General features: G+C 63.9%; 18 protein-coding genes and 1 tRNA gene. 9 read left to right on the plus strand and 10 right to left on the minus strand.

From position 1 onward, the window contains the following. Positions 1–115: 115 nt before the first annotated feature. Positions 116–205, minus strand: a tRNA-Ser gene (locus ACKTEK_RS07195). Between the two features lie 338 nt (positions 206–543). On the opposite strand from ACKTEK_RS07195, the gene ACKTEK_RS07200 reads away from it, so the two are divergent. The 8 genes from ACKTEK_RS07200 to mazG all read left to right on the plus strand — a co-directional run bounded on the left by ACKTEK_RS07200 (position 544) and on the right by mazG (position 8,781). After that, positions 544–1,419: a septal ring lytic transglycosylase RlpA family protein gene (locus tag ACKTEK_RS07200; RefSeq protein ID WP_409164551.1), complete on the plus strand. Its 876-nt coding sequence runs from the start codon at positions 544–546 to the stop codon at positions 1,417–1,419. 168 nt (positions 1,420–1,587) lie between these two features. Next, positions 1,588–2,778, plus strand: coding sequence for a D-alanyl-D-alanine carboxypeptidase family protein (locus ACKTEK_RS07205; RefSeq protein ID WP_409164552.1), 1,191 nt, complete (start codon positions 1,588–1,590; stop codon positions 2,776–2,778). Between the two features lie 32 nt (positions 2,779–2,810). Continuing rightward, positions 2,811–3,449 (plus strand): dTMP kinase, encoded by a 639-nt coding sequence (gene tmk / locus ACKTEK_RS07210; protein ID WP_409164553.1) that lies wholly within the window; start codon positions 2,811–2,813, stop codon positions 3,447–3,449. Between the two features lie 19 nt (positions 3,450–3,468). Continuing rightward, entirely contained in the window at positions 3,469–4,509 is a 1,041-nt protein-coding gene (locus ACKTEK_RS07215) for a DNA polymerase III subunit delta' (RefSeq protein WP_409164554.1), read from the plus strand. A gap of 57 nt (positions 4,510–4,566) precedes the next feature. Then, the gene (gene metG, locus ACKTEK_RS07220) at positions 4,567–6,123 is read left to right on the plus strand and encodes a methionine--tRNA ligase (RefSeq protein ID WP_409164555.1); all 1,557 of its coding nucleotides are present in this window, start codon (positions 4,567–4,569) and stop codon (positions 6,121–6,123) included. Between the two features lie 21 nt (positions 6,124–6,144). Further along, complete coding sequence (locus tag ACKTEK_RS07225; protein WP_409164556.1) at positions 6,145–6,963, plus strand: TatD family hydrolase; 819 nt, start codon at positions 6,145–6,147, stop codon at positions 6,961–6,963. Further along, entirely contained in the window at positions 6,960–7,760 is an 801-nt protein-coding gene (locus ACKTEK_RS07230) for an MBL fold metallo-hydrolase (protein ID WP_409164557.1), read from the plus strand. The genes ACKTEK_RS07225 and ACKTEK_RS07230 overlap by 4 nt, the downstream gene beginning before the upstream one ends. Before the next feature lie 232 nt (positions 7,761–7,992). Further along, complete coding sequence (gene mazG / locus ACKTEK_RS07235) at positions 7,993–8,781, plus strand: nucleoside triphosphate pyrophosphohydrolase (protein ID WP_409164558.1); 789 nt, start codon at positions 7,993–7,995, stop codon at positions 8,779–8,781. Positions 8,782–8,788: 7 nt separating this feature from the next. Here mazG and hflX read toward each other — a convergent pair whose 3' ends face one another. The 9 genes from hflX to dusB all read right to left on the minus strand — a co-directional run bounded on the left by hflX (position 8,789) and on the right by dusB (position 21,070). Further along, positions 8,789–10,183, minus strand: coding sequence for a GTPase HflX (hflX, locus tag ACKTEK_RS07240; protein WP_409164559.1), 1,395 nt, complete (start codon positions 10,181–10,183; stop codon positions 8,789–8,791). A 3-nt stretch (positions 10,184–10,186) separates the two neighbouring features. Further along, positions 10,187–10,441: an RNA chaperone Hfq gene (gene hfq / locus ACKTEK_RS07245; protein ID WP_409164906.1), complete on the minus strand. Its 255-nt coding sequence runs from the start codon at positions 10,439–10,441 to the stop codon at positions 10,187–10,189. A 143-nt stretch (positions 10,442–10,584) separates the two neighbouring features. After that, entirely contained in the window at positions 10,585–12,024 is a 1,440-nt protein-coding gene (locus ACKTEK_RS07250; protein ID WP_409164560.1) for a potassium transporter TrkG, read from the minus strand. A 28-nt stretch (positions 12,025–12,052) separates the two neighbouring features. Continuing rightward, a complete protein-coding gene (gene trkA, locus ACKTEK_RS07255) occupies positions 12,053–13,429 on the minus strand; it encodes a Trk system potassium transporter TrkA (RefSeq protein WP_409164561.1) in 1,377 nt (458 codons plus the stop codon). Positions 13,430–13,556: 127 nt separating this feature from the next. Next, entirely contained in the window at positions 13,557–14,921 is a 1,365-nt protein-coding gene (locus ACKTEK_RS07260) for a sigma-54-dependent transcriptional regulator (RefSeq protein WP_409164562.1), read from the minus strand. A 42-nt stretch (positions 14,922–14,963) separates the two neighbouring features. Beyond that, positions 14,964–17,306, minus strand: coding sequence for an ATP-binding protein (locus ACKTEK_RS07265; RefSeq protein WP_409164563.1), 2,343 nt, complete (start codon positions 17,304–17,306; stop codon positions 14,964–14,966). Positions 17,307–17,430: 124 nt separating this feature from the next. After that, positions 17,431–18,870: a nitrogen regulation protein NR(I) gene (gene ntrC, locus ACKTEK_RS07270; RefSeq protein WP_409164564.1), complete on the minus strand. Its 1,440-nt coding sequence runs from the start codon at positions 18,868–18,870 to the stop codon at positions 17,431–17,433. Beyond that, positions 18,870–20,045 carry a two-component system sensor histidine kinase NtrB gene (locus ACKTEK_RS07275; protein WP_409164565.1) on the minus strand — a complete coding sequence of 392 codons (1,176 nt, stop codon included), beginning with the start codon at positions 20,043–20,045 and terminating at the stop codon, positions 18,870–18,872. The genes ntrC and ACKTEK_RS07275 overlap by 1 nt, the downstream gene beginning before the upstream one ends. Beyond that, positions 20,042–21,070: a tRNA dihydrouridine synthase DusB gene (dusB, locus tag ACKTEK_RS07280; protein ID WP_409164907.1), complete on the minus strand. Its 1,029-nt coding sequence runs from the start codon at positions 21,068–21,070 to the stop codon at positions 20,042–20,044. The genes ACKTEK_RS07275 and dusB overlap by 4 nt, the downstream gene beginning before the upstream one ends. 132 nt (positions 21,071–21,202) lie before the next feature. Here dusB and ACKTEK_RS07285 point away from each other — a divergent pair, with 132 nt between their 5' ends. Next, positions 21,203–22,420: a bifunctional 2-C-methyl-D-erythritol 4-phosphate cytidylyltransferase/2-C-methyl-D-erythritol 2,4-cyclodiphosphate synthase gene (locus ACKTEK_RS07285; protein WP_409164566.1), complete on the plus strand. Its 1,218-nt coding sequence runs from the start codon at positions 21,203–21,205 to the stop codon at positions 22,418–22,420. Positions 22,421–22,422: the final 2 nt, after the last annotated feature.

A 22,422-nucleotide genomic window follows, 5' to 3' on the forward strand; every position in this document is an offset into this window, starting at 1 on the left:
GCTGACCGGGTTCACCAACGCCTGACGCGCACCGGGTGCACATGCCTCGGCGGCCGCAGATCCGCTGGCCATGCACTTGGACGCATTTGAGGCGAACAGGCGATGTTCAGTCGATTGGCGGATGGGGTGGGATTCGAACCCACGAGACGGTTCCCCGCCTGCCGGTTTTCAAGACCGGTGCCTTCAACCACTCGGCCACCCATCCACGAGCTTCGGGGCCTGACCCCGCGCTGCCGGCATTGTCTTATATGAGTTTTCTCGCGCTGCAAGGCATGGCGGGCCCAAGTTTGGCAAGAATGCAGCGTTGAGCCCGGAATTCGCCGCATTTGCGAGTCATGGCGTGAAGCCACCTTGGCGCGCGTTAATGGGGCGTTTACCATGCCGCCATCGGGGCTCACGCATTAACGGCCGGTTAACGGGATGAATGGGATTCTCCCGACCGCGTTAAGGTTTTCGAAACCGCCGCCAGAAGGGCACGCACCACGCTTTTTCCAAGCGCAGATGTGCGAAGCGCGATGGGCGGCGTATAAACGGGCAGGGCAGTTGCAGCACGACCATTCCAGCATCGATCAGCCGCGACAGGGTGTGGCCCTCAAGGCCGTTGCCGTCACGGCGATGGCGCTCGTCCTGAGCGCCTGCGGCTCGCTGCGCGAGGAATCGCGGTTCGATTCAAAGCTCGGCGTCAGCTCCAGCCAGCGTGTCGTGGCAGCCGGAAAGCCCGTCCCCAAGGGTGGCGGCGTCTACAAGGTCGGCAAGCCCTACAAGGTTGCCGGTCGCTGGTACTACCCGCGCGAGGACACGGCCTACCAGGCAGTGGGAACCGCGTCCTGGTACGGCGATGCCTTCCATGGCCGCCAGACGGCCAATGGCGAAGTCTTCGACATGAACGCGCTGACCGCCGCGCATCCCACGCTTCCGCTGCCGACCTATGCGCGCGTTACCAACCTGACCAACAACCGCTCCGTCGTCGTCCGCGTCAATGATCGCGGACCCTATGCGCATGACCGCCTGATCGACCTGTCGTCGCGCACCGCGCGCGTGCTGGGTTTCGACCAGCAGGGCACGACGCAGGTCAAGGTCGAGTATGTCGGCCGCGCACCGCTCGACGGCGATGATTCCTGGCTCAGCACAACCTATGCTGAAGCAGGGCAGGCGCTTCCGATGCCGGATAGTCAGTTTGCCTCCGACGACAAGGCCCGCAAGAGCCTGCGTCCGCAGAATGTCGTCTCGCAGGCACCGACGCCCTCCGGTGACCCAGGATCCTTGCTGTCGTCCTACACGCCGACCTGGGCGACGATGCCCAACCGCGTGGCCGAGGCATTCGGCGCGATCGATGCCGCTGAAGTCGCACGCAATGGCGTCTCGAAGGATCTCGAGGCCTACATCCTGAACGATCCGTCCGTCGTCGACGGACGCTAGCACCTTCAACGTCGAAGGACCGCCATCAGCACCGCACCGGGCTTTGCCTGATCGCAATGTCGCGTTAAGGTAGCTCCGGCCTGTCGCGGGGTGAGCGTCAGGCTGCCGCCAATTTCCGGAAATCGTGGCCAGCCGGCGAGGTGGTCGATCCCCACAAGGGACGGTGTCATGGTGCATGTGTTGTACAGGGCTTTTGCGTGCGCGCGGCGTATCGCCCTGATCGTATTCCTGGGTTTTGCCGGGCAAGTTTCCCAATCAATCGCTCAGCCGTTCGAAACGAGCGCGCCCTACGCGTTCCTGCTCGACGTGGATACCGGCTCGGTTCTCCTCGACAAGCAGAGCACGGAGCGCATGCCGCCTTCGAGCATGGCAAAGCTCATGACGATGGCCGTTGTCTTCGACATGCTGAAGGACGGCCAGCTGTCGCTGGAAGACGAATTCATCATTTCCGAGGATGCATGGCGGCGCGGCGGCGCAGTATCCGGCGGCTCAACGATGTTTGCGGAACTGAATTCCAGCATCGCGCTGAAAGACTTGATCCCCGGCGTTGTCGTCATGTCCGGCAACGACGCGTCCATCGCAATTGCCGAGGGACTGGCAGGCTCCGAGCAGGGCTTTGCGCGGGTGATGAATGCCAAGGCGCGTGAAATCGGCCTTGAAAACTCCAACTTCACAAACGCCACTGGCCTGCCGGACGAGGAGATGTACGTGACGGCCCGCGATCTCGCGAAGGTCGCCCTCTACATCATCGAAAACCATCCCGAGTTCTACAAATACTACGCGATGGAGGACTTCACCTGGAACGGCGTGCGCCAGCGCAACCGCAACCCGCTGCTGTCCATGAGCATCGGTGCGGACGGGCTGAAGACCGGCTACACGGGTGCGGCCGGCTACGGCCTTGTCGGGTCCGCGGTGCAGGATGACCGCCGGCTGATCGTCGTCGTCAACGGATTGAAGTCGACGAAGGACCGCGCGCAGGAAGCGCAGAAGCTGCTGGCGTGGGGCTTGCGCGCCTTCGACAAGGCGGTCCTGTTCGATGAGGGCGTCGCGGCTGGCAGTGTCAGTGTCTATGGTGGGGAAATCTCGCGCCTGCCCGTTGCCGGGAAAGGCCCGATCAATCTCCTGGTTCCTAAGGGATCGCAGCCCGACCTTCGCGCGCGAATCGTCTATCAGGGACCGGTCGACGCTCCGGTTCGCAAGGGCGCACGCATCGCCAAGCTGCGGATCTTCGACGGCGACAGCCTGCTGCTGGAAACGCCGCTCTACGCGCAGCAGGATGTCGAGGTCGGCCCGTTGCACAGCCGCGCGCTCGATGCCGCGCTGGCCCTGTTCAAACAGCTGTTGCGGCAAGTCTTCTGACGCCCCGTCCGCATCTTTGAGGATACCGCAACTTGGAGCGAGGCCGCTTCATAACGTTCGAAGGCGGCGAGGGTACCGGCAAAAGCACGCAATCGCGGCGGCTGGCCGGCACCTTGCGCAATCGCGGGCTGGACGTCGTCGAGACGCGCGAACCGGGCGGCTCGCCCGCCGCGGAACTCATCCGCAAGATCATCCTGTCAGGTGCCGCCGAACCGCTCGGCGCGGAAGCCGAGACGATGCTGTTCTTTGCCGCGCGGGACGACCATCTTAACACCGTGATCCGTCCGGCGCTTGAGCGCGGCCAGTGGGTTGTTTGCGACCGGTTCGTCGATTCCACGCGCGCCTACCAGGAGCATGCGGGCAATGTTCCCGCGGAGTTGATACGCTCACTTGAACGCGCCGTGATCGGCGATACCTGGCCGGACCTGACGGTGATCCTGGATATCGACGCACAGACCGGCCTGACGCGGGCACGCGGCGAAACCGGAAACGACGATGACCGCTTCGAACGCGCCGACGTTGCCTACCACGAACGCATCCGCGATGCCTTCCGCAAGATCGCACAGGCCGAACCCGACCGCTGCGTCCTGATCGATGCCGCCTCGTCGCCGGGCAAGGTCGCCGAAGCGGTCTGGAAAGCGGCTTCAAAACGGATTGAACTGACGGACTGAACGGAGACGACGCACGCGCATGGCCCGCCGACCCGCCAAGACCGCCGCACAGGAGACTGCCGCCGAGCGCCCGTTTCGCCATCCGCGCGAAACCATGGAGTTGTTTGGCCATAACGCGGCAATGCGCGACCTTGTGGCGGACTGGGATGCCGGGCGTCTTCATCACGGTCTGCTCATCACCGGGCCCCACGGCATCGGCAAGGCGACTTTGGCTTACGCACTCGCGCGCCGCCTGCTGACCGGTGAAACCGGGACTGAGGCCGACAACCTGCAACTGCCCGCCGTTCGGCAGATCATCGCCGGCGCACACCCGGATCTTCTGGTTCTCGACGGCGACGAGAGCACGGGCGCGACGCGCACCATCAACGTCGAGACGATCCGTTCGCTCATCTCGTTCTTCAACATGACGGCGAGCGGGTCTTCGGGGGGCGGGTACCGGGTCGGCATCATCGACCGGGCAGACGACCTCAACACGGCATCCGCCAACGCGCTGCTGAAGCTGCTGGAAGAACCGCCGCGCCGCGCCGTCCTGATGCTCCTGTGCGAGACGCCCGGCCGCTTGCCGGCGACCGTCCGCTCGCGTTGCCGCAAGGTTCCGCTGCGCGGCCTTGAACCGGACGCGCTGGATTCCGCCGTGCAGGCCGCCGGCGGGGAGGGGACGCCCGCCAATGACGGGCTTCAGGCCTGGATCGCGGGGAGCGTTGCGCGCGCGCTGATGGCGCAGGACAAGTCGCTGGCGCGCGTGGTGACGCGCACGCGAAAACTCGTCGCGGCCCTTCCAAATGCCGATGCGAAGGACATATCCGACTACGCCGCCACCTTCGGCCCGCGCGAGGCGCGACCCATGTTCGACATCGCGTTCGAGGTTCTGGACATGGAGCTTGCCGCACTGGCGCGCACCCGTGCGGTCAATTCAGCCGGGGAGGGCGAACGGATCGCGGCGTGCGCCTCCCGCATCACCGACATGAAGCGCGAGGCGGACGTGCTGAACCTCGACAGGGCGCGCAGCGTTATAACGGCCTTTCGCGAATTGGGGCTTGCACTCCAACCGCCACGCTGATTGGTACCCCTGACGCGATCCACGCATCCCAGTTTGCAACGACCCGAAGGACACCGCATGTCGCGGCCCAGCTACTACCTGACGACTGCCATTTCATATCCCAATGGCGCGCCCCATATCGGCCACGCCTACGAGATCATCGCGACCGATGCGCTCGCCCGCTTCAAGCGGCTTGACGGGTATGACGTCCACTTCCTGACCGGCACCGACGAGCACGGCATGAAGATGGCGCAGACGGCGGCCAAGGACGGCCTGTCGGCGAGCGAACTGGCTGACCGGAACGCCCCGATATTCCAGCGCATGGCCTCGGCGCTGAACTGCTCCAACGACGATTTCATCCGCACGACCGAGCCGCGCCACCATGCGGCATCGCAGGCGATCTGGCAGCGCATGGAAGAGGCCGGCGACATCTATCTCGGCAGCTATTCCGGCTGGTACTCGGTGCGCGACGAGGCGTTTTACGCCGAGGGCGAAACCATGGTCGGCGAAGACGGTGTGCGCCGCGGCCCGAACGGCACGCCCGTCGAATGGAACGAGGAAAAGAGCTACTTCTTCAAGCTGTCTGAATTCGGCGACCGCCTGCTGGCCCACTACAAGGCCAACCCCGATTTCGTACTGCCGAAGGAGCGCATGAACGAGGTTCGCAGCTTCGTGGAAGGCGGCCTGCAGGATCTCTCCATTTCCCGCACCACGTTCGACTGGGGCATCCCGGTCCCCGGCACCGCAGGCCACGTCATGTATGTGTGGGTCGATGCGTTGACCAACTACATCACCGGAGTCGGCTATCCCGACACCGAAAGTGACACGTTCAAGCGGTACTGGCCCGCCGACCTGCACGTGATCGGCAAGGACATCGTGCGCTTTCACGCTGTCTACTGGCCGGCCTTCCTCATGTCCGCAGGCGTTGAGCTGCCCAAGCGCGTCTTCGCCCACGGCTTCCTGTTCAACAAGGGTGAGAAGATGTCGAAGTCGGTCGGCAACGTCGTCGATCCCTTCGCGCTGTCGGAGCATTACGGCGTCGACCAGCTGCGATACTTCTTCTTGCGCGAAGTGCCGTTCGGCCAGGACGGCAACTATTCGCACGATGCCATTGTTTCGCGCATCAACGCAGACCTCGCCAACGATCTCGGCAACCTGGCGCAGCGCTCGCTTTCGATGATCGCCAAGAACTGCGACGCGCAGGTTCCGCAATACGGTGCGTTTTCCGACGAGGACCAGGCACTGCTGAATGCGGCTTACGGCATTCTCGACGTGATGCGCAGCGAGCTGGAAACCTTCCAGATTCACAAGGCGATTGCCGCGATCTGGTCGGTCGTCGCCGATGCCAACAGGTATTTTGCCGCGCAGGAGCCATGGGCTCTCAAGAAAACCGACCCCGAGCGTATGGCCACGGTGCTGTATACCACGGCGGAAGTGCTGCGGGTTGCCGGCGTGGCGGCCCAACCCTTCATCCCCGAAGGCGCTGCGAGATTGCTCGATCTGCTCGCCGTTACGGATGAGAAGCGTCAGTTTCGGGTGGAGACGGCCGCACTGGTTCCCGGCATGGCGCTGCCGAAGCCCCAGCCGGTCTTCCCGCGCTATGTCGAGCCGGAGCCGGACGAAACGTCCAACTGATCACTTCAAGGCGAGGGCGTCATGGCCTATCTGATGGACACCCACTGCCATCTCGACTTCCCCGATTTCGACGAGGACCGGGCAGAAATGCTGACCCGCGCCCGCGCGCGCGGCATCGGCGGTTTCATCACCATTAATACGCGTGTGCGCCGGTTTGCGGAAATCCACGAAATTGCTGCGGCGAATCCGGATGTCTTCTGCACGGTGGGCACGCATCCGCATAACGCCGCCGAGGAAGCGGACCTTCCGCTCGACGATATCCTCAAGTTGGCGGACGACCCGCTGGTCGTCGGCATCGGCGAAGCCGGTCTCGACTACCACTACGACAACGCGCCCCGTGACGTTCAAGCGAACGTCTTCCGCAAGCATATCGACGCGGCGCGGCGTACCGGGCTGCCGCTCGTCATCCACAGCCGTGATGCCGAGAACGACACGGCCGACATTCTGGAAGACGAGATGGGGAAGGGCGCCTTCACCGCTGTCCTTCACTGTTTCTCGTCGCGAGCCGAACTGGCCTGGCGCGGCATCGAGATTGGGCTTTACGTCTCCTTTTCGGGGATCGTGACCTTCAAGAAGTCAGACGACTTCCGCGAGCTTGCCGCCGCACTACCCGCAGATCGGGTTCTTGTCGAAACCGACGCGCCTTATCTCGCGCCGGTCCCGAACCGTGGCAAGCGCAACGAGCCGTCCTTCGTCGCCGACACGGCTCAGGTCGTGGCCGACGCACGCGGCGTATCGCTGTCGGACCTTGCCGAACAGACCACTGAAAACGCGCTGCGGCTGTTCAACCGGTTTCCGAAAGACGCAGTGGGCAGCGTTGCAGGCACGGCGGCTGCATGAGCCTCGTCGTCACGATCCTTGGCTGCGGGTCCTCCGGTGGCGTGCCGCGCGTCGGCAACGACTGGGGCGCCTGCGACCCCGATGAGCCAAGGAACCGGCGTCGGCGCTGTTCGATCCTGCTGGAGCGCTCGAGCGCGAACGGCATCACGCGTGTGCTGGTCGACACGTCACCGGACCTGCGCGAGCAACTACTTGATGCGCGTGTTGATGCGCTCGATGCCGTGGTCCTTACACATGACCACGCCGACCACACGCATGGCATCGACGACCTGCGGCCGCTCGTCATCCGGCACCGGCGGCGCATTCCGGTCCATGCGGATGCCGCGACCTGCGAGACGATGCGCATGCGTTTCGGCTACTGTTTCTTCGCGCCAGCCGGTTCGATCTATCCGCCGATTCTCGAACTCAACGAGTTCGCGCACAAGCAACGCATCCGGATCGACGGCGCGGGTGGAGCAATCGAGTTGGTGCCAATCCCGGTGCAGCACGGTCCCACCAAGGCGCTGGGCTTCCGGATCGGCGATTTCGCCTATGTGCCGGACGTGAGCGAGATCCCCGAGACGAGCGCAAAGCTGCTTGAAGACCTCGAAACGCTGTTGCTGGACGCGCTGCGCTACACGCCGCATATCAGCCACCTGAACGTTGAACAGGCGCTCGACTGGATCGCACGGCTTGGACCGTCAAACGCCGTGCTGACGAACCTGCATTGCGACATCGACTACGCAACGTTGACGGATGAGCTTCCAAAGGGCGTGACGGCCGCACATGACATGATGCGGCTGACGCCACGCACTTGAAACAAAATCGGCATCGCGCTGATATTGCTTCGAATTGTCCGGTTTGGCCCAAGCTTCGATACACACCACGCACCATGCCACTAGGTTCCATAATATATATTATGCGACAATTGGATTGACCTGAATTGACGGTGTGGTGACAGCGTCTGCCGACACGTGGTGGCCGATCCGCACAGCCTCCTGTAAGCCTTCCCTGTCCGCCAGTCCTGCAAGCTTCGAGGAGACGCGCCGCATGTCCAGACCCATCGACGATCTGCTCGCCGTCATGGCGCAGCTGCGCGATCCCGACACGGGATGCCCGTGGGACGTCCAGCAGGATTTTGCATCCATCATCCCGTACACGATCGAGGAAGCCTACGAGGTCGCCGACGCAATCGAACGCGATGACATGGCCGACCTGAAGGACGAACTCGGCGACCTTCTGCTACAGGTCGTATTTCACGCGCGCATGGCCGAGGAAGCCGGACTGTTCGCGTTCGGTGACGTGGTTGCATCGATCCACGACAAGATGGTGCGTCGGCATCCGCACGTCTTCGGCGATGGACACGCGACTGACGCCGATGGCGTGCGCGAGACATGGGAAGCGATCAAGGCCCGCGAACGCGCCGCCAAGGGCAAGATGGACGCGCGGCGCTTCCTTGACGACGTTCCGGCGAACCTGCCTGCCCTGCTGCGCGCCCAGAAGCTCCAGAAGCGCGCGGCACGTGCAGCCTTCGACTGGCCGGATGTCGACGGCGCACTCGAAAAACTGACCGAAGAGCTCGACGAGCTTGAAGCCGCGCGCAACGGCGACGGCAACGTTGCCGAGGAAGCAGGTGATGCACTGTTTGCAATGGTCAACGTGGTCCGCAAGCTCGGCGTGGACGTGGAAGACGCACTGCGTGGCACCAACGCGAAGTTCTGCCGCCGCTTTGCCCAGATTGAGGACGAGGTCGTTGCTGCCGGTCACAAGCTAGGCGATGTGCCGCTGGAAGAGCTTGATGCCGCCTGGAACCGCGCCAAGGCGCGCGAGCGTCAGTAACTAACGGTCAGTAGTCCTCGGTGCGCGGCGGCGCGTGTTCGGGAAAGCGGCGCTCGAACGAGGCAACGGCTGTCTTCGGCACCCGTAGCGAAAGCGGGATCTTGCCGTCTTCCGTCACCTCGCCACGTGCCATCACCTCGCAGTTTTCATAGAGCCAGTTGATGGTGCTGCCATCGCCCGCATCGACATTCACGTGCCGCGTCAGGCTCTCGGTTGCAAACCACGTCTCGATGGCCTGCAGCAGGTCGTCGATTCCCTCGCCCGTCAGCGCGGACACAGCGATGGGACGGTTGGCGCCGTGACTTCCGGTCAGCCGGTCTAGGCGCTCGCGCACGGCCGTGCGGTCCTCGGCCAGCACGAGATCAAGCTTGTTCCAGACCTCGATGAGGTTTGCCGGTTCATCGCCAAGGCCGAGCGCCTTGAGAACCGACGAGACGTCTGCCGCCTGCGCAGCGGTGTCCGGGTGGCTGATATCGCGCACGTGGAGGATCAGGTCGGCTTCCGTCACTTCCTCCAGCGTTGCGCGGAAGGCGGCGACGAGGTCGGTCGGCAGATCGGAGATGAAGCCCACCGTGTCCGACAGCGTCACCTGCCGCCCGTGCGGCAACGTGATCGCGCGCACGGTCGGGTCGAGCGTTGCAAACAGCATGTCCTGCGCGAGGATGTCGGCGCGCGTCAGCCGGTTGAACAGCGTCGACTTGCCGGCATTGGTGTAGCCGACCAGCGCAACGGAGGGATACGGCACACGCTCCCTGCCCTTGCGGTGCAGCGTGCGATGGCGCCGCACGGCTTCCAGTTCCTTCTTGATCTTGGTGATGCGTTCCTGGATCTGGCGGCGGTCCGCCTCGATCTGGGTTTCGCCGGGACCGCCGAGGAAGCCGACGCCGCCGCGCTGACGCTCAAGGTGCGTCCACGAGCGCACGAGACGGCTCTTCTGGTAGGTCAGGTGCGCAAGTTCGACCTGCAGTCGCCCTTCCGCCGTCTGCGCGCGCCGCCCGAAAATCTCGAGAATCAGGCCCGTCCGGTCGATGACCTTGGCCTTCCAGGCCTTCTCCAGGTTTCTCTGCTGGATCGGGCTGAGCGAGGTATCCACGACGACCAGCCCGACATCGGACATGCGAACGCGCGCACCGATCTCTTCCACCTTGCCGGTGCCGAAGAGCGTCGCGGGACGCGGCGACTTAATCTGCACCACGCCGCAATCGACGGTTTCGAGATCAATGGCCTGTGCAAGACCGATGGCTTCAGCCAGGCGCGCGTCATCGTCCCGGTCAGAGGGCTGATCCTCCGAACGGTCCTTGATGATGGGAACGAGTACGAATGCCTTTTCCGGCGAACCGGGGGGCTCCCCCTGCCCCTCGTCCTCGGAAACGCGTCTTCCGCGTGCGTCTCCGCTCTCCAACGATCAGTCGCTGCTGTCGTCGCCGTCGCCAGCTTCGAAAAGCTGAACGGGCTGGTTGGGCATCACCGTGGAGATCGCGTGCTTGTAGACAAGCTGCGAATGGCCGTCGCGGCGCAGAAGCACGCAAAACTGGTCGAACCAGGTCACGACACCTTGCAGCTTGACGCCGTTGACCAGAAAGATCGTCAGCGGTGTCTTGGTTTTTCTCACGGCGTTCAGGAACGTGTCCTGAAGATTTTGTGGTTTTTCTGCCGCCATAGTCAGGGTGCCCCGGTTTTCTTTCATCACCGGCTGGAAACGCAGCCGGCTGGCCTCTTCTTGACACACCTATAGAATGGCAGGTTGCGCCGCATAAACAACCCGTTCATGCCATCATAGTTCTGTCGCCGCATTGAAAAAACTCAACCGCGCCAGTTTGGCAGGAAGAGCACGGCGAGCGCGGCGAGCACCTCCAGCCGCCCGACGATCATCACAAAACAAAGTGCGCCCTTGGTGACTATGGGCAGCGTTTCGAACCGCACCAGCTGATTGCCATCAGCGAACAGGTCCACCGCCATGTTGGAGACGGCCCCGAATCCCCCCAGGATCGCCTGGTCGACCGGAAGACCTGCAAACCCCAGCGCGCACGCCGCCAGAAGCGAGGCGAAAAGCGCGGCAAACAGCAGGCTCCAGACCGATTTCATGATCTGGATGTTGTAGGTCTGGGTGCCGAAACGCGCCGCACGGATGGCGTGCGGATAAACCAGCCGGATCAGCTCCCGCATGGACTGGACCGCCATCGCCCCGACGCGGAACATCTTGATTCCGCCTGCGGTGGAAAAGCTCGACCCGCCAACGAACACGAGGATCAGCAGCAGCGCATAGGGCAGCGTGCTGTGCCCCCCCACGCGCGTCTCAAGCCCGCTGGTCGTGACGATGGAGGCAGCGATGGAAAACCCGTCGCGGATATTTCCAAGAATCGTGCCGCCGCCTGCCGCCGTCAGCAGGTAGGTCAGGACGAAGCCGATTCCCCCCACCGTGATGATGACGTAATACGATTCCCGGTGGCGCAGCGCCGACGGTTCACCACGCAGCAACCGCCGCAGCCACAGGAAGCTGGTTGCGGCAAGCGTCGAAAACAGCGTCACGATCCAGATGGCGGAGTCCGGCAGGTAGTCACCGATCGGCTCCGTGCGTGCGGTGAACCCGCTTGTGGACAGGCTTGCCGTGGACAGCACGAAAGCGTCGAGCAGGTCGATCCCCGTCAGCGCCAGAAGCGCAAGGCACGCCATCGTCGCGCCGATGAACAGCGGCAGCACCCGCGACAGCGCAAAGCCGACCCGCTGGCGCTCGTAGTTGCCGGTGTAGTCGATGGGGCCGGCCTGCGAATCCGGCAAGCCGCCGACGCGCGCCGGCGACAGCATGAAGATCACGATGAGCAGGATCATCGCCCCACCCATCCATTGCAGCAGCGATCGCCACAGGACGATGGAAGTCGGCAGCGTGTCGGTTTCCGGCAGCACGCTCCAGCCGGTTGTTGTCAGGCCGGACACGGTCTCGAAATACGCATCAAGAACCGCGATCTGCGGCTGGAACACAAGGATGGGAAGCGCAGCCAGCAGCGGCATCGTCAGATAGACGGCGAAGGCCAGCGAAAACCGCTCGCGCGGCCGCAGGCGCCGCTCGCTGCCCCGGATGGCGAGGTTGATGCAGCCGGCCGCAAACAGCAACAGGGCGGCCGAAATGACGAAGGCCTGCCCTCCCCCGTCCGACACGGTTATCGCGGAGACGACACCGTTCACGAACATGAGCAGCGCCAGCCCGGCCACGAAATAGGAGTAGACGAACAGAACCGGGATCATGGCCTGAAAGCTCCGGGCCCGCGCACGATCAGAAGAATTCGATGGAGACGCGGAACATCTGTTCGACGCGGCGCACCGCCTTCTGCATGGCGAAGATGATCACGCGGTCATGGGCGCGCACGATGGTGTCGCCGCGCGGGATGATGAGTTCCCCCTCGCGGAAAATGGCGCCAATGCGCATGTTTTCCGACAACCCGATTTCCTTGAGCGGCTTGCCGACAAGCGGCGAGGTATCCAGCGCCTCGGCCTCGATCACTTCGGCAAGGCCGTTCTGGATCGAGTGGACGCCACGGATGCGGCCACGGCGCACGTGCTGGAGTATCTTGGAAACCGTGATCTGTCGCGGGTTCACGTGGGCGGAAATGCCGAGCGAGCGGGCAAGATCCGGATAGGCCGCATTGTTCACCAGCGCCAGCGTGTTCGCCACGCCCTGGCGGCGCGCAATGACGCAGGAGAGAACATTGACCTCGTCGTTGTTCGTCAGCGCAACGAATGTATCGGCATCTGGTGAATCGGCCTCCAACAGAAGCGTTTCATCCAGCGACGAGCCGTGCAGCACGACGGAGCGGTCCAGGTTGTCGGCAATCTTGATGGCGCGGTCGCGATCATTCTCGATCAGCTTGATCTTGGCGCCCTTCTGGCGCTGCTCGAGTTCCTTGGCGACATACAGGCCGATATTGCCACCGCCGGAAATGATGACGCGGTTGGCCTCTCGCTCCTCGTGGCCGAAGATCGCGAGCGTGCGGCGGACCTGCCCCTTGGCGGCGACGAAATAGGCGATATCGCCAACGAACATCTGGTCGGAACTGCGCGGCACGAACAGGTGCCCGTCGCGGTAGATGCCCACCACCACGGCCTTCAGGTCCGGGAAAAGGTCGGTCAACTGGTGCAGCGGCGTGTCGACGATCGGGCAATTCTCGTCGCAGCTCACGCCCGCAACGACCGCCTCCCCGTCCGCAAAGGACACCGTGTCGAACGCACCCGGCAGTTCCAGCCGGCGCAGCACCATTTCGCCCACCTCGATCTCCGGCGAGATGATGACGTCGATGGGCATGTTGTCGGTGGAGAACAGGTCGCGCCAATGCGGCTGCAGGTAGCTCTGTTCGCGGATACGCGCGATCTTGGTGGGCACATTGAACAGCGAATGCGCTACCTGGCAGGCCACCATGTTGACCTCGTCATAGAGGGTGGCGGCGATGATCATGTCGGCTTCGTCGATGCCCGCACGCACGAGCACATCAGGGTGCGCACCGTGGCCGACGATGCCGCGCACGTCGAGGATTTCCGTAATCTGTTGAATGAGTTTCGGGGAAAAGTCGACGACCGCAACGTCGTTGTCTTCCGCCGACAGCCGTTCGGCGATGCCGAAGCCGACCTGGCCGGCCCCACAGATAACCACTTTCATTGCACCGTCCCGTCCTGCGTGCGCCCCGTGCGAATGCTGGAGCACGGGTACGCGGCGTTTTATACGTTCAGGCTGCGGAGTGAAAGTGCGCACGCCATGCGCGGCGTGCGGGGCTCACAGAGTTCGCTCAGCCGATACCGAGCGATTTCAGTTTCCTGTGCAGTGCGGAGCGTTCCATGCCGATGAACTCGGCCGTGCGCGAAATATTGCCGCCAAACCGGTTGATTTGGGCGGTCAGGTATTCGCGTTCGAAAATCTCGCGCGCATCGCGCAGTGGCATCGACATCAGCTCTTCCGCGCGCACCCCACCGGGGACCGGGGGCAGCGTGTCGCCGACTTCCGCCGGCAGCATGTCGGAGGAGATAACCACTTCAGGGTCGCCGCCAGCCAGAATCATCAGCCGCTCCACGTTGTTGCGAAGCTGGCGCACGTTGCCCGGCCAGTCATGGGCCTGCAGAACGGCCATGGCATCGTCGCCAACCTGTCGCTTGGGCAGACCGCTGGACTGGCCGATCTGGTCCATGAAGTGTTCGATCAGCGCGGGAATGTCGTCGCGTCGTTCCGACAAGGCCGGCACGCGCAGCGGTACCACGCCCAGCCTGTGAAACAGGTCCTGCCGGAATCGGCCTTCCGCAACCTCCGTTTCGAGGTCGCGCGCGGTCGAGGAGATGATCCGCACATCGACCTGCACCTTCTTGGCACCACCGACGCGCTGGAAGCTCTGGTCTGTCAGCGCGCGCAGCACCCTGCCCTGTGTTTCCAACGGCATGTCGGCGATCTCGTCGATGAACAGCGTGCCGCCATGGGCCTCTTCAAGTGCACCGACCTGTTTCGGTTCGCCGTCTTCCTCGACGCCGAACAGTGCCGATTCAAGGTTTGTCGGCGTGATGGAGGCCGCGTTGATGATGACGAACGGACCGGACTTGCGCGCCGACTGGCCATGCAGCAATCGCGCGGTGAGTTCCTTGCCCGCGCCGGACGGACCCGTCACGAGCACACGCGAATTCGTCGGTCCGACGCGGTCGATGCTGGAGCGAAGGTGGTTCAGCACGGTGGAGCTGCCGATGAGCTCGTAACTATCGGTGGAGCGCTGCTTGAGGTCGCGCACCTCGCGGTGCAGCCGGGAGGCTTCCAGCGCCCGCATGGCGATGAGCACCAGCCGGTCAGCCTGGAACGGCTTCTCGATATAGTCGTAGGCGCCGGACTTGATGGCCGATACGGCGGTTTCGATGTTGCCGTGGCCGGAGATCATCACCACCGGCAGGTCCGCATGGCGCTTCTTGATCTCGTCGAGCAGTTGCAGGCCATCCAGCTTGCTGCCTTGGATCCAGATATCGAGGAAAGCCATGGACGGCCGGCGCTCGGCGATTGCCGCAAGCGCACTGTCGCTGTCGCCGGCCGTTCGCACGGAGTACCCCTCGTCTTCGAGGATTCCCGCAACAAGTTCGCGGATGTCCTGCTCATCGTCGACTATCAGGATGTCCTTGGCCATTATCTGCCCTTGTTTTGCGTACCGGCGAAGCCGGCACTGTCCTTATTGCGCCGGCTCAAGCGAGGCGTCGGCTATCTGCTTCTGATCTGATTTCGTGAGATTGGCTGACGGGTCGTGGTGCATCCGAAGGCGCACGCGCGCGCCGCGGCCGCCATCGGCAACCGCCGGTGCGTCTTCCAGCGAGACGAAGCCGCCATGCTCTTCCATGATGCGCGACACGATCGCCAAGCCCAGCCCCGTCCCCTTTTCCCGCGTGGTCATGTACGGCTCCAGCAGGCGTTCCCTGTTCTCGGCCGGCAGGCCGACGCCGTTGTCGGTCACAGTCATGTCGATCCAGTCCGGTCCGGTTTCAACCGCTACGACGATTTTTCCCTTGCCCCCGCGTTCCTCGTCGCTGATTGCGGTGACCGCTTCAGTGGCGTTCTTCACCACGTTGGTCAGCGCCTGCGAGATCAGCCTGCGGTCACAACGCGCGACGAGTGCTTCCTCGGCGTTGCGCGTCTCGATGGTGATCTCCGGGTTGCCGACGCGCATCATGAAGACGGTCTGGCGCACGATGTCGGCCACGTCGTCATTGGCAAATGTCGGCTTGGGCATCCGGGCGAAGCTGGAGAACTCGTCCACCATTCGCCCGATATCACCGACCTGGCGCACGATGGTCTCGATGCACTGCTCGAAGATGTCCTTGTCCTCGGTGATCTTCTTTCCGTACTTGCGGCGCAAGCGCTCGGCGGAAAGCTGGATCGGCGTCAGCGGATTCTTGATCTCGTGCGCGATGCGGCGCGCGACGTCGGCCCACGCGGCGCTACGCTGGGCGCTGACAAGATCCGAGATGTCGTCCAGCGTCACAACGAGGCTGTGGTCGGACGGGTCCGCCTGCTCGGAACTCACTCGAACAGCAATGGTGCGGTCCTTTTCACCGCGCGTCAGCGCGATTTCGCCGCGCACGATCCGGCGTGGCTGGGCTTCGGCCTGCGAAATCATGCTGCTGATTTCCGGCAGAACGTCCTCGATGGGCAGGCCCACATGCCGGCCGGGTCCAAGGAACGTCATGGCGGACCGGTTCACCACTGTCACCTTGCCTTCACGCCCGACGCCGATGACGCCGGCGGTGACGCCCGACAGCACGGCTTCCATGAACCGGCGGCGCCCATCCAGCATGGTGTTGGCGCGCAGCAGCTCGTTGCGCTGGGTGCGCAGTTCGCCGGTCATGTTGTTGAAGGTCGACGAGAGCATTGCCAGATCGCTCTCGGTTTTCTGCACCGGGACTCTCACGTCGAGCTTGCCCTGGGCGATCCCGTCGGCGGCGTCGATCAGCCGCCGGATGGGCGCGACGAGCCTGTCGGCAAACCGGATCCCGAGCAGGATGGCCGACAGCATGAGAACCAGAGCGAAACCGATATAGACGAGCGCAAATGCGAACTGCACCCCGAAGCGCCCCTGCTCCAGCAACCGGAACTCGGCGAAATTGGCCTTGGTCCGCTGCAGGTAGGATATGACCTGCTGGTCCACCTTGCGGGTGACGAAAAGGTACAGGTCGTCGTAGTTGCGCAGCTTGATGACCGCGCCGACCTGGTCGCTCTGCCCCGGCGCGATAACCACAGCCGAGCCGCCCTCGGCGCGTTGGATGGCTTCCGGCGGCGGCAGCAGCGGGTCGACGCCCCCGTCCTTCTCGGCCTTGAAGACGATGGTGCGGTCGCCCTTGATGATGAAGGCGCTGGCAACGGCGCGGATATTGGCCTGCGCGTTGATGAAATCCTGCATGCGGCGCGGATCGACCTGCAGGATCTCGCGGGTGCGGTCAAAATCGCCCGCCATGGCGACGATATCGGCGCGAATGACCTGGCCATGCTCGCGCAGATAGGCCTGCGCGACGGAAATCGACGTTTCCACGATGGCGCGCGTGCGGTCCGAGAACCAGCGGTCCAGCCCCCGGTCGAGCGTGACGCTGGCAACGATGGCCAGCAGGATCGCAGGCACGGCGGCGACAATGGAAAACAGCCCAACGACGCGCACGTTGAGCCGCGAACCCGGCTCGCCGCGCAGGCGCGCTTTTATCAGCCGGTAGGCCTCCCGCATGATCAGCAGCAGCAGCGCCACCACGAAGGCGAAGTTCACGCCGACCGCGATCTTGATGACGTCGGAATCCGGCTGGATGGGCGTGAAGCCGGTGAAGATCGCGAAGGTGAGTGAGGAACAGACGAGCGCCAGGAAGATGACAACTGCGCCCAGCTGCCTCAGGAAGCGGTGCAGGCCGCTCCGGTCACCGTTGGTGTAGGACGCAGCCTTGCGGGCCGGACGAGCACGCGACGGACGCGCGGCAGCCGGGCCGGAAATGGCCCTGCCTGCGGCGGCCGCAGTCTGCTCTGCTGTCTCCGGCTGCAAACCGATTGCTCCGTCTGTACGGTGGCTAGAGGCCACGGGAAGCCCAACACGCCGTCCATAACGGGAATCGTGCCTTTCAAGCCACAGTTATTGTGGCCAATATGGCACATATGTGACCACGCACCTAACGCTGGCCACGCAGGAGCGGTATTTCCAGGTCACGGATCTTCTTGCGCAAGGTGTTGCGATTCAGACCCAGCAGCTCGGCAGCGCGGATCTGGTTGCCGTTGGTTGCCGCAAGGGCTGCGCTGATGAGCGGAATCTCGATTTCGTGCAGTACCCGGTGATAGAGACCGGGCGGCGGCAGGTTCTCGCCGAACCCTGAGAAATACTCCGCCATGTGCCGCTCGACCGATGAGCTGAGCGTCTCTTCCGCATTGGGCACCGGCACAGACTTGGCCTGGTCCGGCGACAACAGCTCCTGCTCGACGATGGACGCCGAAATCGAGTCCTGCGGGTAGAGCGCTGCAAGGCGGCGGGCGAGGTTTTCAAGCTCGCGTACGTTGCCCGGCCAGGCATAGGTGCGCATCACTTCCAGCGCTGCCGGCTCTATCTGCTTGCGCGGCAGGCCCTCGCGCTCGACCATCGCGAAGAAGTGGCGCAGCAGGTCGGGAATGTCCTCGGTTCGCTCGCGCAACGGCGGCAGGCGCAGCGGCACCACGTTCAAGCGGTAATACAGGTCCTCGCGGAACAGCCCCTGCTTGATGAGTTGCAGCAGGTCCTTGTTGGTGGCGGCCACGATGCGAACGTCGCTGCGGATCGGCACACGGCCGCCGACGGTCGTGTATTCGCCCTGTTGCAGCACGCGCAGGAGCCGCGTTTGAGCATCCATCGGCATGTCGCCGATTTCATCGAGGAACAGCGTGCCGCCCTCGGCCTGCTCGAAGCGTCCGGCATTGCGCGTCTGCGCGCCGGTGAACGCGCCCTTCTCATGGCCGAAAAGCTCGGCCTCGATGAGTTCGCGCGGGATCGCCGCCATGTTGATCGCAACGAACGGCCCGCGTGCGCGCTTGCCGTAGTCGTGCAGCGCCTTGGCGACGAGTTCCTTGCCGGTGCCGGATTCGCCCGAAACCATGACCGTGAGGTCGGTCTGCATGAGACGCGCCAGCACCCGGTAGATTTCCTGCATGGCCGGCGAACGGCCAACAAGCGGCATGCCGTCCTGTTCGGACTCCCGGTTGGTGGTCGTCTTGTTGCGCGGCACCGTCATGGCGCGGCCGACCGTCGCCACCAGTTCGTTCAGGTCGAACGGCTTGGGCAGGTATTCATAGGCGCCGAGTTCAGACGCCTTGATGGCCGTCATGAACGTGTTCTGCGCGCTCATGACGATGATCGGCACCTCTGGGCGCGCCTTGCGGATGCGCGGAATGAGGTTGAAGGCGTTCTCGTCCGGCATCATGACGTCGGTAACGATGATGTCGCCCTCGCCCGCCGAGGACCAGCGCCACAGCATCGCCGCCGTGCCCGTGGCGCGCACGGTGTAGCCGGCGCGCGACAGCGCTTGGTTCACAACCGTGCGGATCGCCGCGTCGTCATCAGCGACAAGTACCGTTCCGCTCGCCATTATCTGCTCTCCGTGGTTTCGGCCTCGTCCTGAACATCTTCCGCGTCTTCCTTGCCGACATACTGGGGCAGCAGGATGCGGAACCGCGTCTTGCCCGGCTGGCTCTTGCAGTCGATCACGCCGCCGTGGTCGCCGATCACCTTGGCAACCAGCGCAAGCCCGAGGCCCGATCCGGAAGATTTCGTCGTGACGAACGGGTCAAACAGGTGCGGCACAAGCTCGTTGGCGATTCCCGGACCGTTGTCATCGACACAGAATTCCAGCGGCAGGGAAATGCGCTCGGACGTGCCGGGAACCGACATGCGCACACCCGGCCGGAACGCCGTCGACAGTACGATTTCGCCACCGCTTGCATTCGGGCCGATGGCCTCGGCCGCGTTCTTCACCAGGTTCAGGAACACCTGCACCAGTTGGTCGCGATTGCCCCAGACCGGCGGTAGCGAGGGATCGTAGTTCTCGGTCAGCTTGATGTGTTGGGCGAACCCGTTGCGCGCGATGCGGCGCACGTGCTCCAGCACGCGGTGGATGTTCACCGGCTCCCGGTCAATCGGCCGCTCATCGGAGAAAACCTCCATCCGGTCGACCAGCTTGACGATCCGGTCGGCCTCGTCGCGGATCAATTGTGTCAGGACACGGTCGTTCTCGCCGACGGTTGACTCCAGTAGCTGCGCCGCGCCGCGAATGCCCGACAGCGGGTTCTTGATCTCGTGCGCCAGCATGGCCGCAAGGCCGGTGACACTGCGTGCCGCGCCGCGATGGGTCAGCTGCCGGTCGAACTTGTCGGCAATCGAGCGCTCCTGCAGCAGCAGGATGGTCGCACCGGGCATGTCCGGCAGCGGAGCGGAATAGATGTCGCATACGCGCTCACCATCCGAGCGCGGCGTCGTCAGGTCGACCTTGTATTCGTGGACGGGTGTCAGCCGGTCTTGCACCTGCTTCACCAATGCGAGGATCGGGCTGCCAAACGGCACGAAGGCATCCAGCGTGTTGCGCTGGAGCACGTTGCGGCTGGCCGCGAAGAAGGCTTCCGCCGCGTCGTTGGCATAGCGGATTTCGCCGTTCGGCCCGATGACGACCGCCGGCAGCGGCAATGCATTGACGACCGACTCCGAAATGGCGACGCCGCGCTGTGCAATCGCCGCCGGCACGGTTGCCGTGTCCCCTGCCCCCTTCATGCCGCCACCTCGAGCTTTGCTACGTCTTCATCGTGTTCGAGACAGGCTGAAAGCGCGCGAAGCACGTCCTTTGGATCGGCCTTTGTCAGAACCTTGCGGCGCAGCTCGGCATAGACCGGGTCGCGCTTTTCCAGCCCCGCGCCGAAGGCTGAGTCCAGATACCAGCCAAGATGTTTGCGCGCGGCACGCAGGCCGATGCGCAACCCGTAGTGCGACAGCAGGTCCTGGTAATGCTCGCTCGCGATCTGACCGATCTCGACGCGTGACGGTGGAGCATCCGGGGTCTCGCCCTTAAGGCCCTTGTCGATCTCACCGATGGCCCACGGGCGGCCATACGAGCCGCGCCCGACCATCACAAGGTCCGCACCGGACGCTTCGAGTGCCTGGTTCGCGGTATCAAGGTCGGTGATGTCGCCATTGACGGTGAGAGGCACGTCGACCGCGTCGCGAACCGCGCGCACCGCGTGCCAATCGGCCTCGCCCTTGTAGAACTGGCAGCGCGTGCGGCCATGAACCGTGATGGCCTGCACGCCGGCATCGACGGCGCGGCGCGCAATTTCCGGGGCATTGAGCGAGCCGTGATCCCAGCCAAGCCGCATCTTGAGCGTTACGGGGACCGCCCCCGCGGCCGCAACGGTCGAATCGACAAGGTCGAGCGCATGGTCGGGTTCGCGCATCAGGGCCGACCCTGAATAGCCGTTCGTCACCTTGCGGGCGGGACATCCCATGTTGATGTCGATGATATCGGCACCACTGTCGACCAGCCGGCGCGTGGCTTCCGCCATCCAGACGGATTCGCGACCGGCGATCTGCACAACGTGCAATCCGCATCCAGCGGACTGCGCCTTGAGCTGCATTTCCTCGTTGCCGGTGCACAAACCTTCGCTTGCCACCATCTCGGAGACGACAAGCGGCGCACCGAGGCGAACGGCCAGCTGCCGGAAGGGTGCATCCGAGACCCCCGACATCGGCGCCAAGCACGCGCGTGCGTCAATTTCGTGCGGCCCAATACGGATCACCGGCAACCCCTCAACAATGCACACCAAAAGGGCAAACGTCCTTTTGCCCTGTTTATAATCAATCGCACCCCATGACAACGGGGGTGGCTGCGTATAACACCGAAGCCCCTTGCAGTTGGGTCAAGGCAGCGATGCAATATGAGTGAAGTTCTGCAAAGCGTCGGCGTCGTCATCGTCGCAGCCGGGCGAGGAAACCGGGCACGGGGCGACGATTCAGCGCGACCGCCAAAGCAGTATCGGACTGTCGGTGGTATTCCGGTTCTCGCAAGCTCGGTCAAGGCTTTCACGGCCCGCGATGACGTCACCGCCATTGTCGTGGTCATCGGTGCGGAGGACGACGCCCACTTCGACGCGCTCGGGCTGGACGACTCGCGGCTGCGCGTGGTCGCCGGAGGCGATACGCGGCAGGCATCCGTCTCCGCAGGGCTGGAGGCACTCAAGGCCGAAAGCTCCGTTCCTGCCCTCGCCCTGATCCACGATGCGGCCCGCCCCTTCGTTGCCCATGAATTGATCGACCGCGTGATCGCTGCACTTGCTATGTGCGACGCAGCAATCCCGGTGGTCGCCGTTACGGATACGCTGAAACAGGTCGACAATGACGGCCATGTGCTTGCGACCGCGGACCGGGATGCACTGCGCGCGGCACAAACACCGCAGGGCTTCCGCCTTGAGGCAATCCACGCAGCGCACGAAGCGGCACGCGAGGCCGCCGATGTCACGTTCACGGACGACGGATCAATCGCCGAATGGGCCGGATTGCGGGTTCAGGTGGTGGATGGTGACGCGGCCAACTACAAGCTGACGACACCGGACGATTTCGAACGGGCGGAAGCAGCTTTCAACGCCAGCAATGGAAGCGCCAGCATGATGCAGACGCGCACAGGCCAGGGTTTCGATGTTCACCGGTTCACGGACGGCGACCGCGTCACGCTCGGCGGGATCATTATCCCGCACGACCGCGCCCTCTCTGGCCATTCCGACGCGGACGTGGTCCTGCACGCCATCACCGACGCGATCTACGGCGCGTTGGCCGACGGCGATATCGGCCACCACTTTCCCCCGAGCGAACCGCAGTGGCGCGGCGCGGATTCCAGCATTTTCCTCGAACACGCCGTGTCTTTGTTGAAAGCACGCGGCGGCGAGATCGTGCTGCTCGACGCGACCATCATGTGCGAGGCACCGAAAATCGGCCCGCACCGTGATAGAATGCGCGAGAGGATCGCAGAAATTGCGAAAATCCGCCTTGGCCAGGTGGCGATCAAGGCCACGACCACCGAGCAGCTCGGGTTTGCGGGCCGCCGCGAGGGCATTGCCGCCATGGCGCTGGCAACCGTGAACCTGCCGCGGGAGAACTGACC

The sequence above is a fragment of the Tepidamorphus sp. 3E244 genome (genome assembly GCF_046159835.1).
GTDB lineage: Bacteria > Pseudomonadota > Alphaproteobacteria > Rhizobiales > Tepidamorphaceae > JACKJK01.

Coding starts and splice junctions, on each gene's coding strand:
- ACKTEK_RS07230 (WP_409164557.1), top strand. CDS start 6,960: ATGAGCCTCGTCGTCACGATCCTTGGCTGCGGGTCCTCCGGTGGCGTG.
- ACKTEK_RS07250 (WP_409164560.1), bottom strand. CDS start 12,024: ATGATCCCGGTTCTGTTCGTCTACTCCTATTTCGTGGCCGGGCTGGCG.
- mazG (WP_409164558.1), top strand. CDS start 7,993: ATGTCCAGACCCATCGACGATCTGCTCGCCGTCATGGCGCAGCTGCGC.
- ntrC (WP_409164564.1), bottom strand. CDS start 18,870: ATGGCGAGCGGAACGGTACTTGTCGCTGATGACGACGCGGCGATCCGC.
- hfq (WP_409164906.1), bottom strand. CDS start 10,441: ATGGCGGCAGAAAAACCACAAAATCTTCAGGACACGTTCCTGAACGCC.
- ACKTEK_RS07215 (WP_409164554.1), top strand. CDS start 3,469: ATGGCCCGCCGACCCGCCAAGACCGCCGCACAGGAGACTGCCGCCGAG.
- ACKTEK_RS07205 (WP_409164552.1), top strand. CDS start 1,588: ATGGTGCATGTGTTGTACAGGGCTTTTGCGTGCGCGCGGCGTATCGCC.
- ACKTEK_RS07260 (WP_409164562.1), bottom strand. CDS start 14,921: ATGGCCAAGGACATCCTGATAGTCGACGATGAGCAGGACATCCGCGAA.
- ACKTEK_RS07275 (WP_409164565.1), bottom strand. CDS start 20,045: ATGAAGGGGGCAGGGGACACGGCAACCGTGCCGGCGGCGATTGCACAG.
- metG (WP_409164555.1), top strand. CDS start 4,567: ATGTCGCGGCCCAGCTACTACCTGACGACTGCCATTTCATATCCCAAT.
- trkA (WP_409164561.1), bottom strand. CDS start 13,429: ATGAAAGTGGTTATCTGTGGGGCCGGCCAGGTCGGCTTCGGCATCGCC.
- ACKTEK_RS07285 (WP_409164566.1), top strand. CDS start 21,203: ATGAGTGAAGTTCTGCAAAGCGTCGGCGTCGTCATCGTCGCAGCCGGG.
- ACKTEK_RS07225 (WP_409164556.1), top strand. CDS start 6,145: ATGGCCTATCTGATGGACACCCACTGCCATCTCGACTTCCCCGATTTC.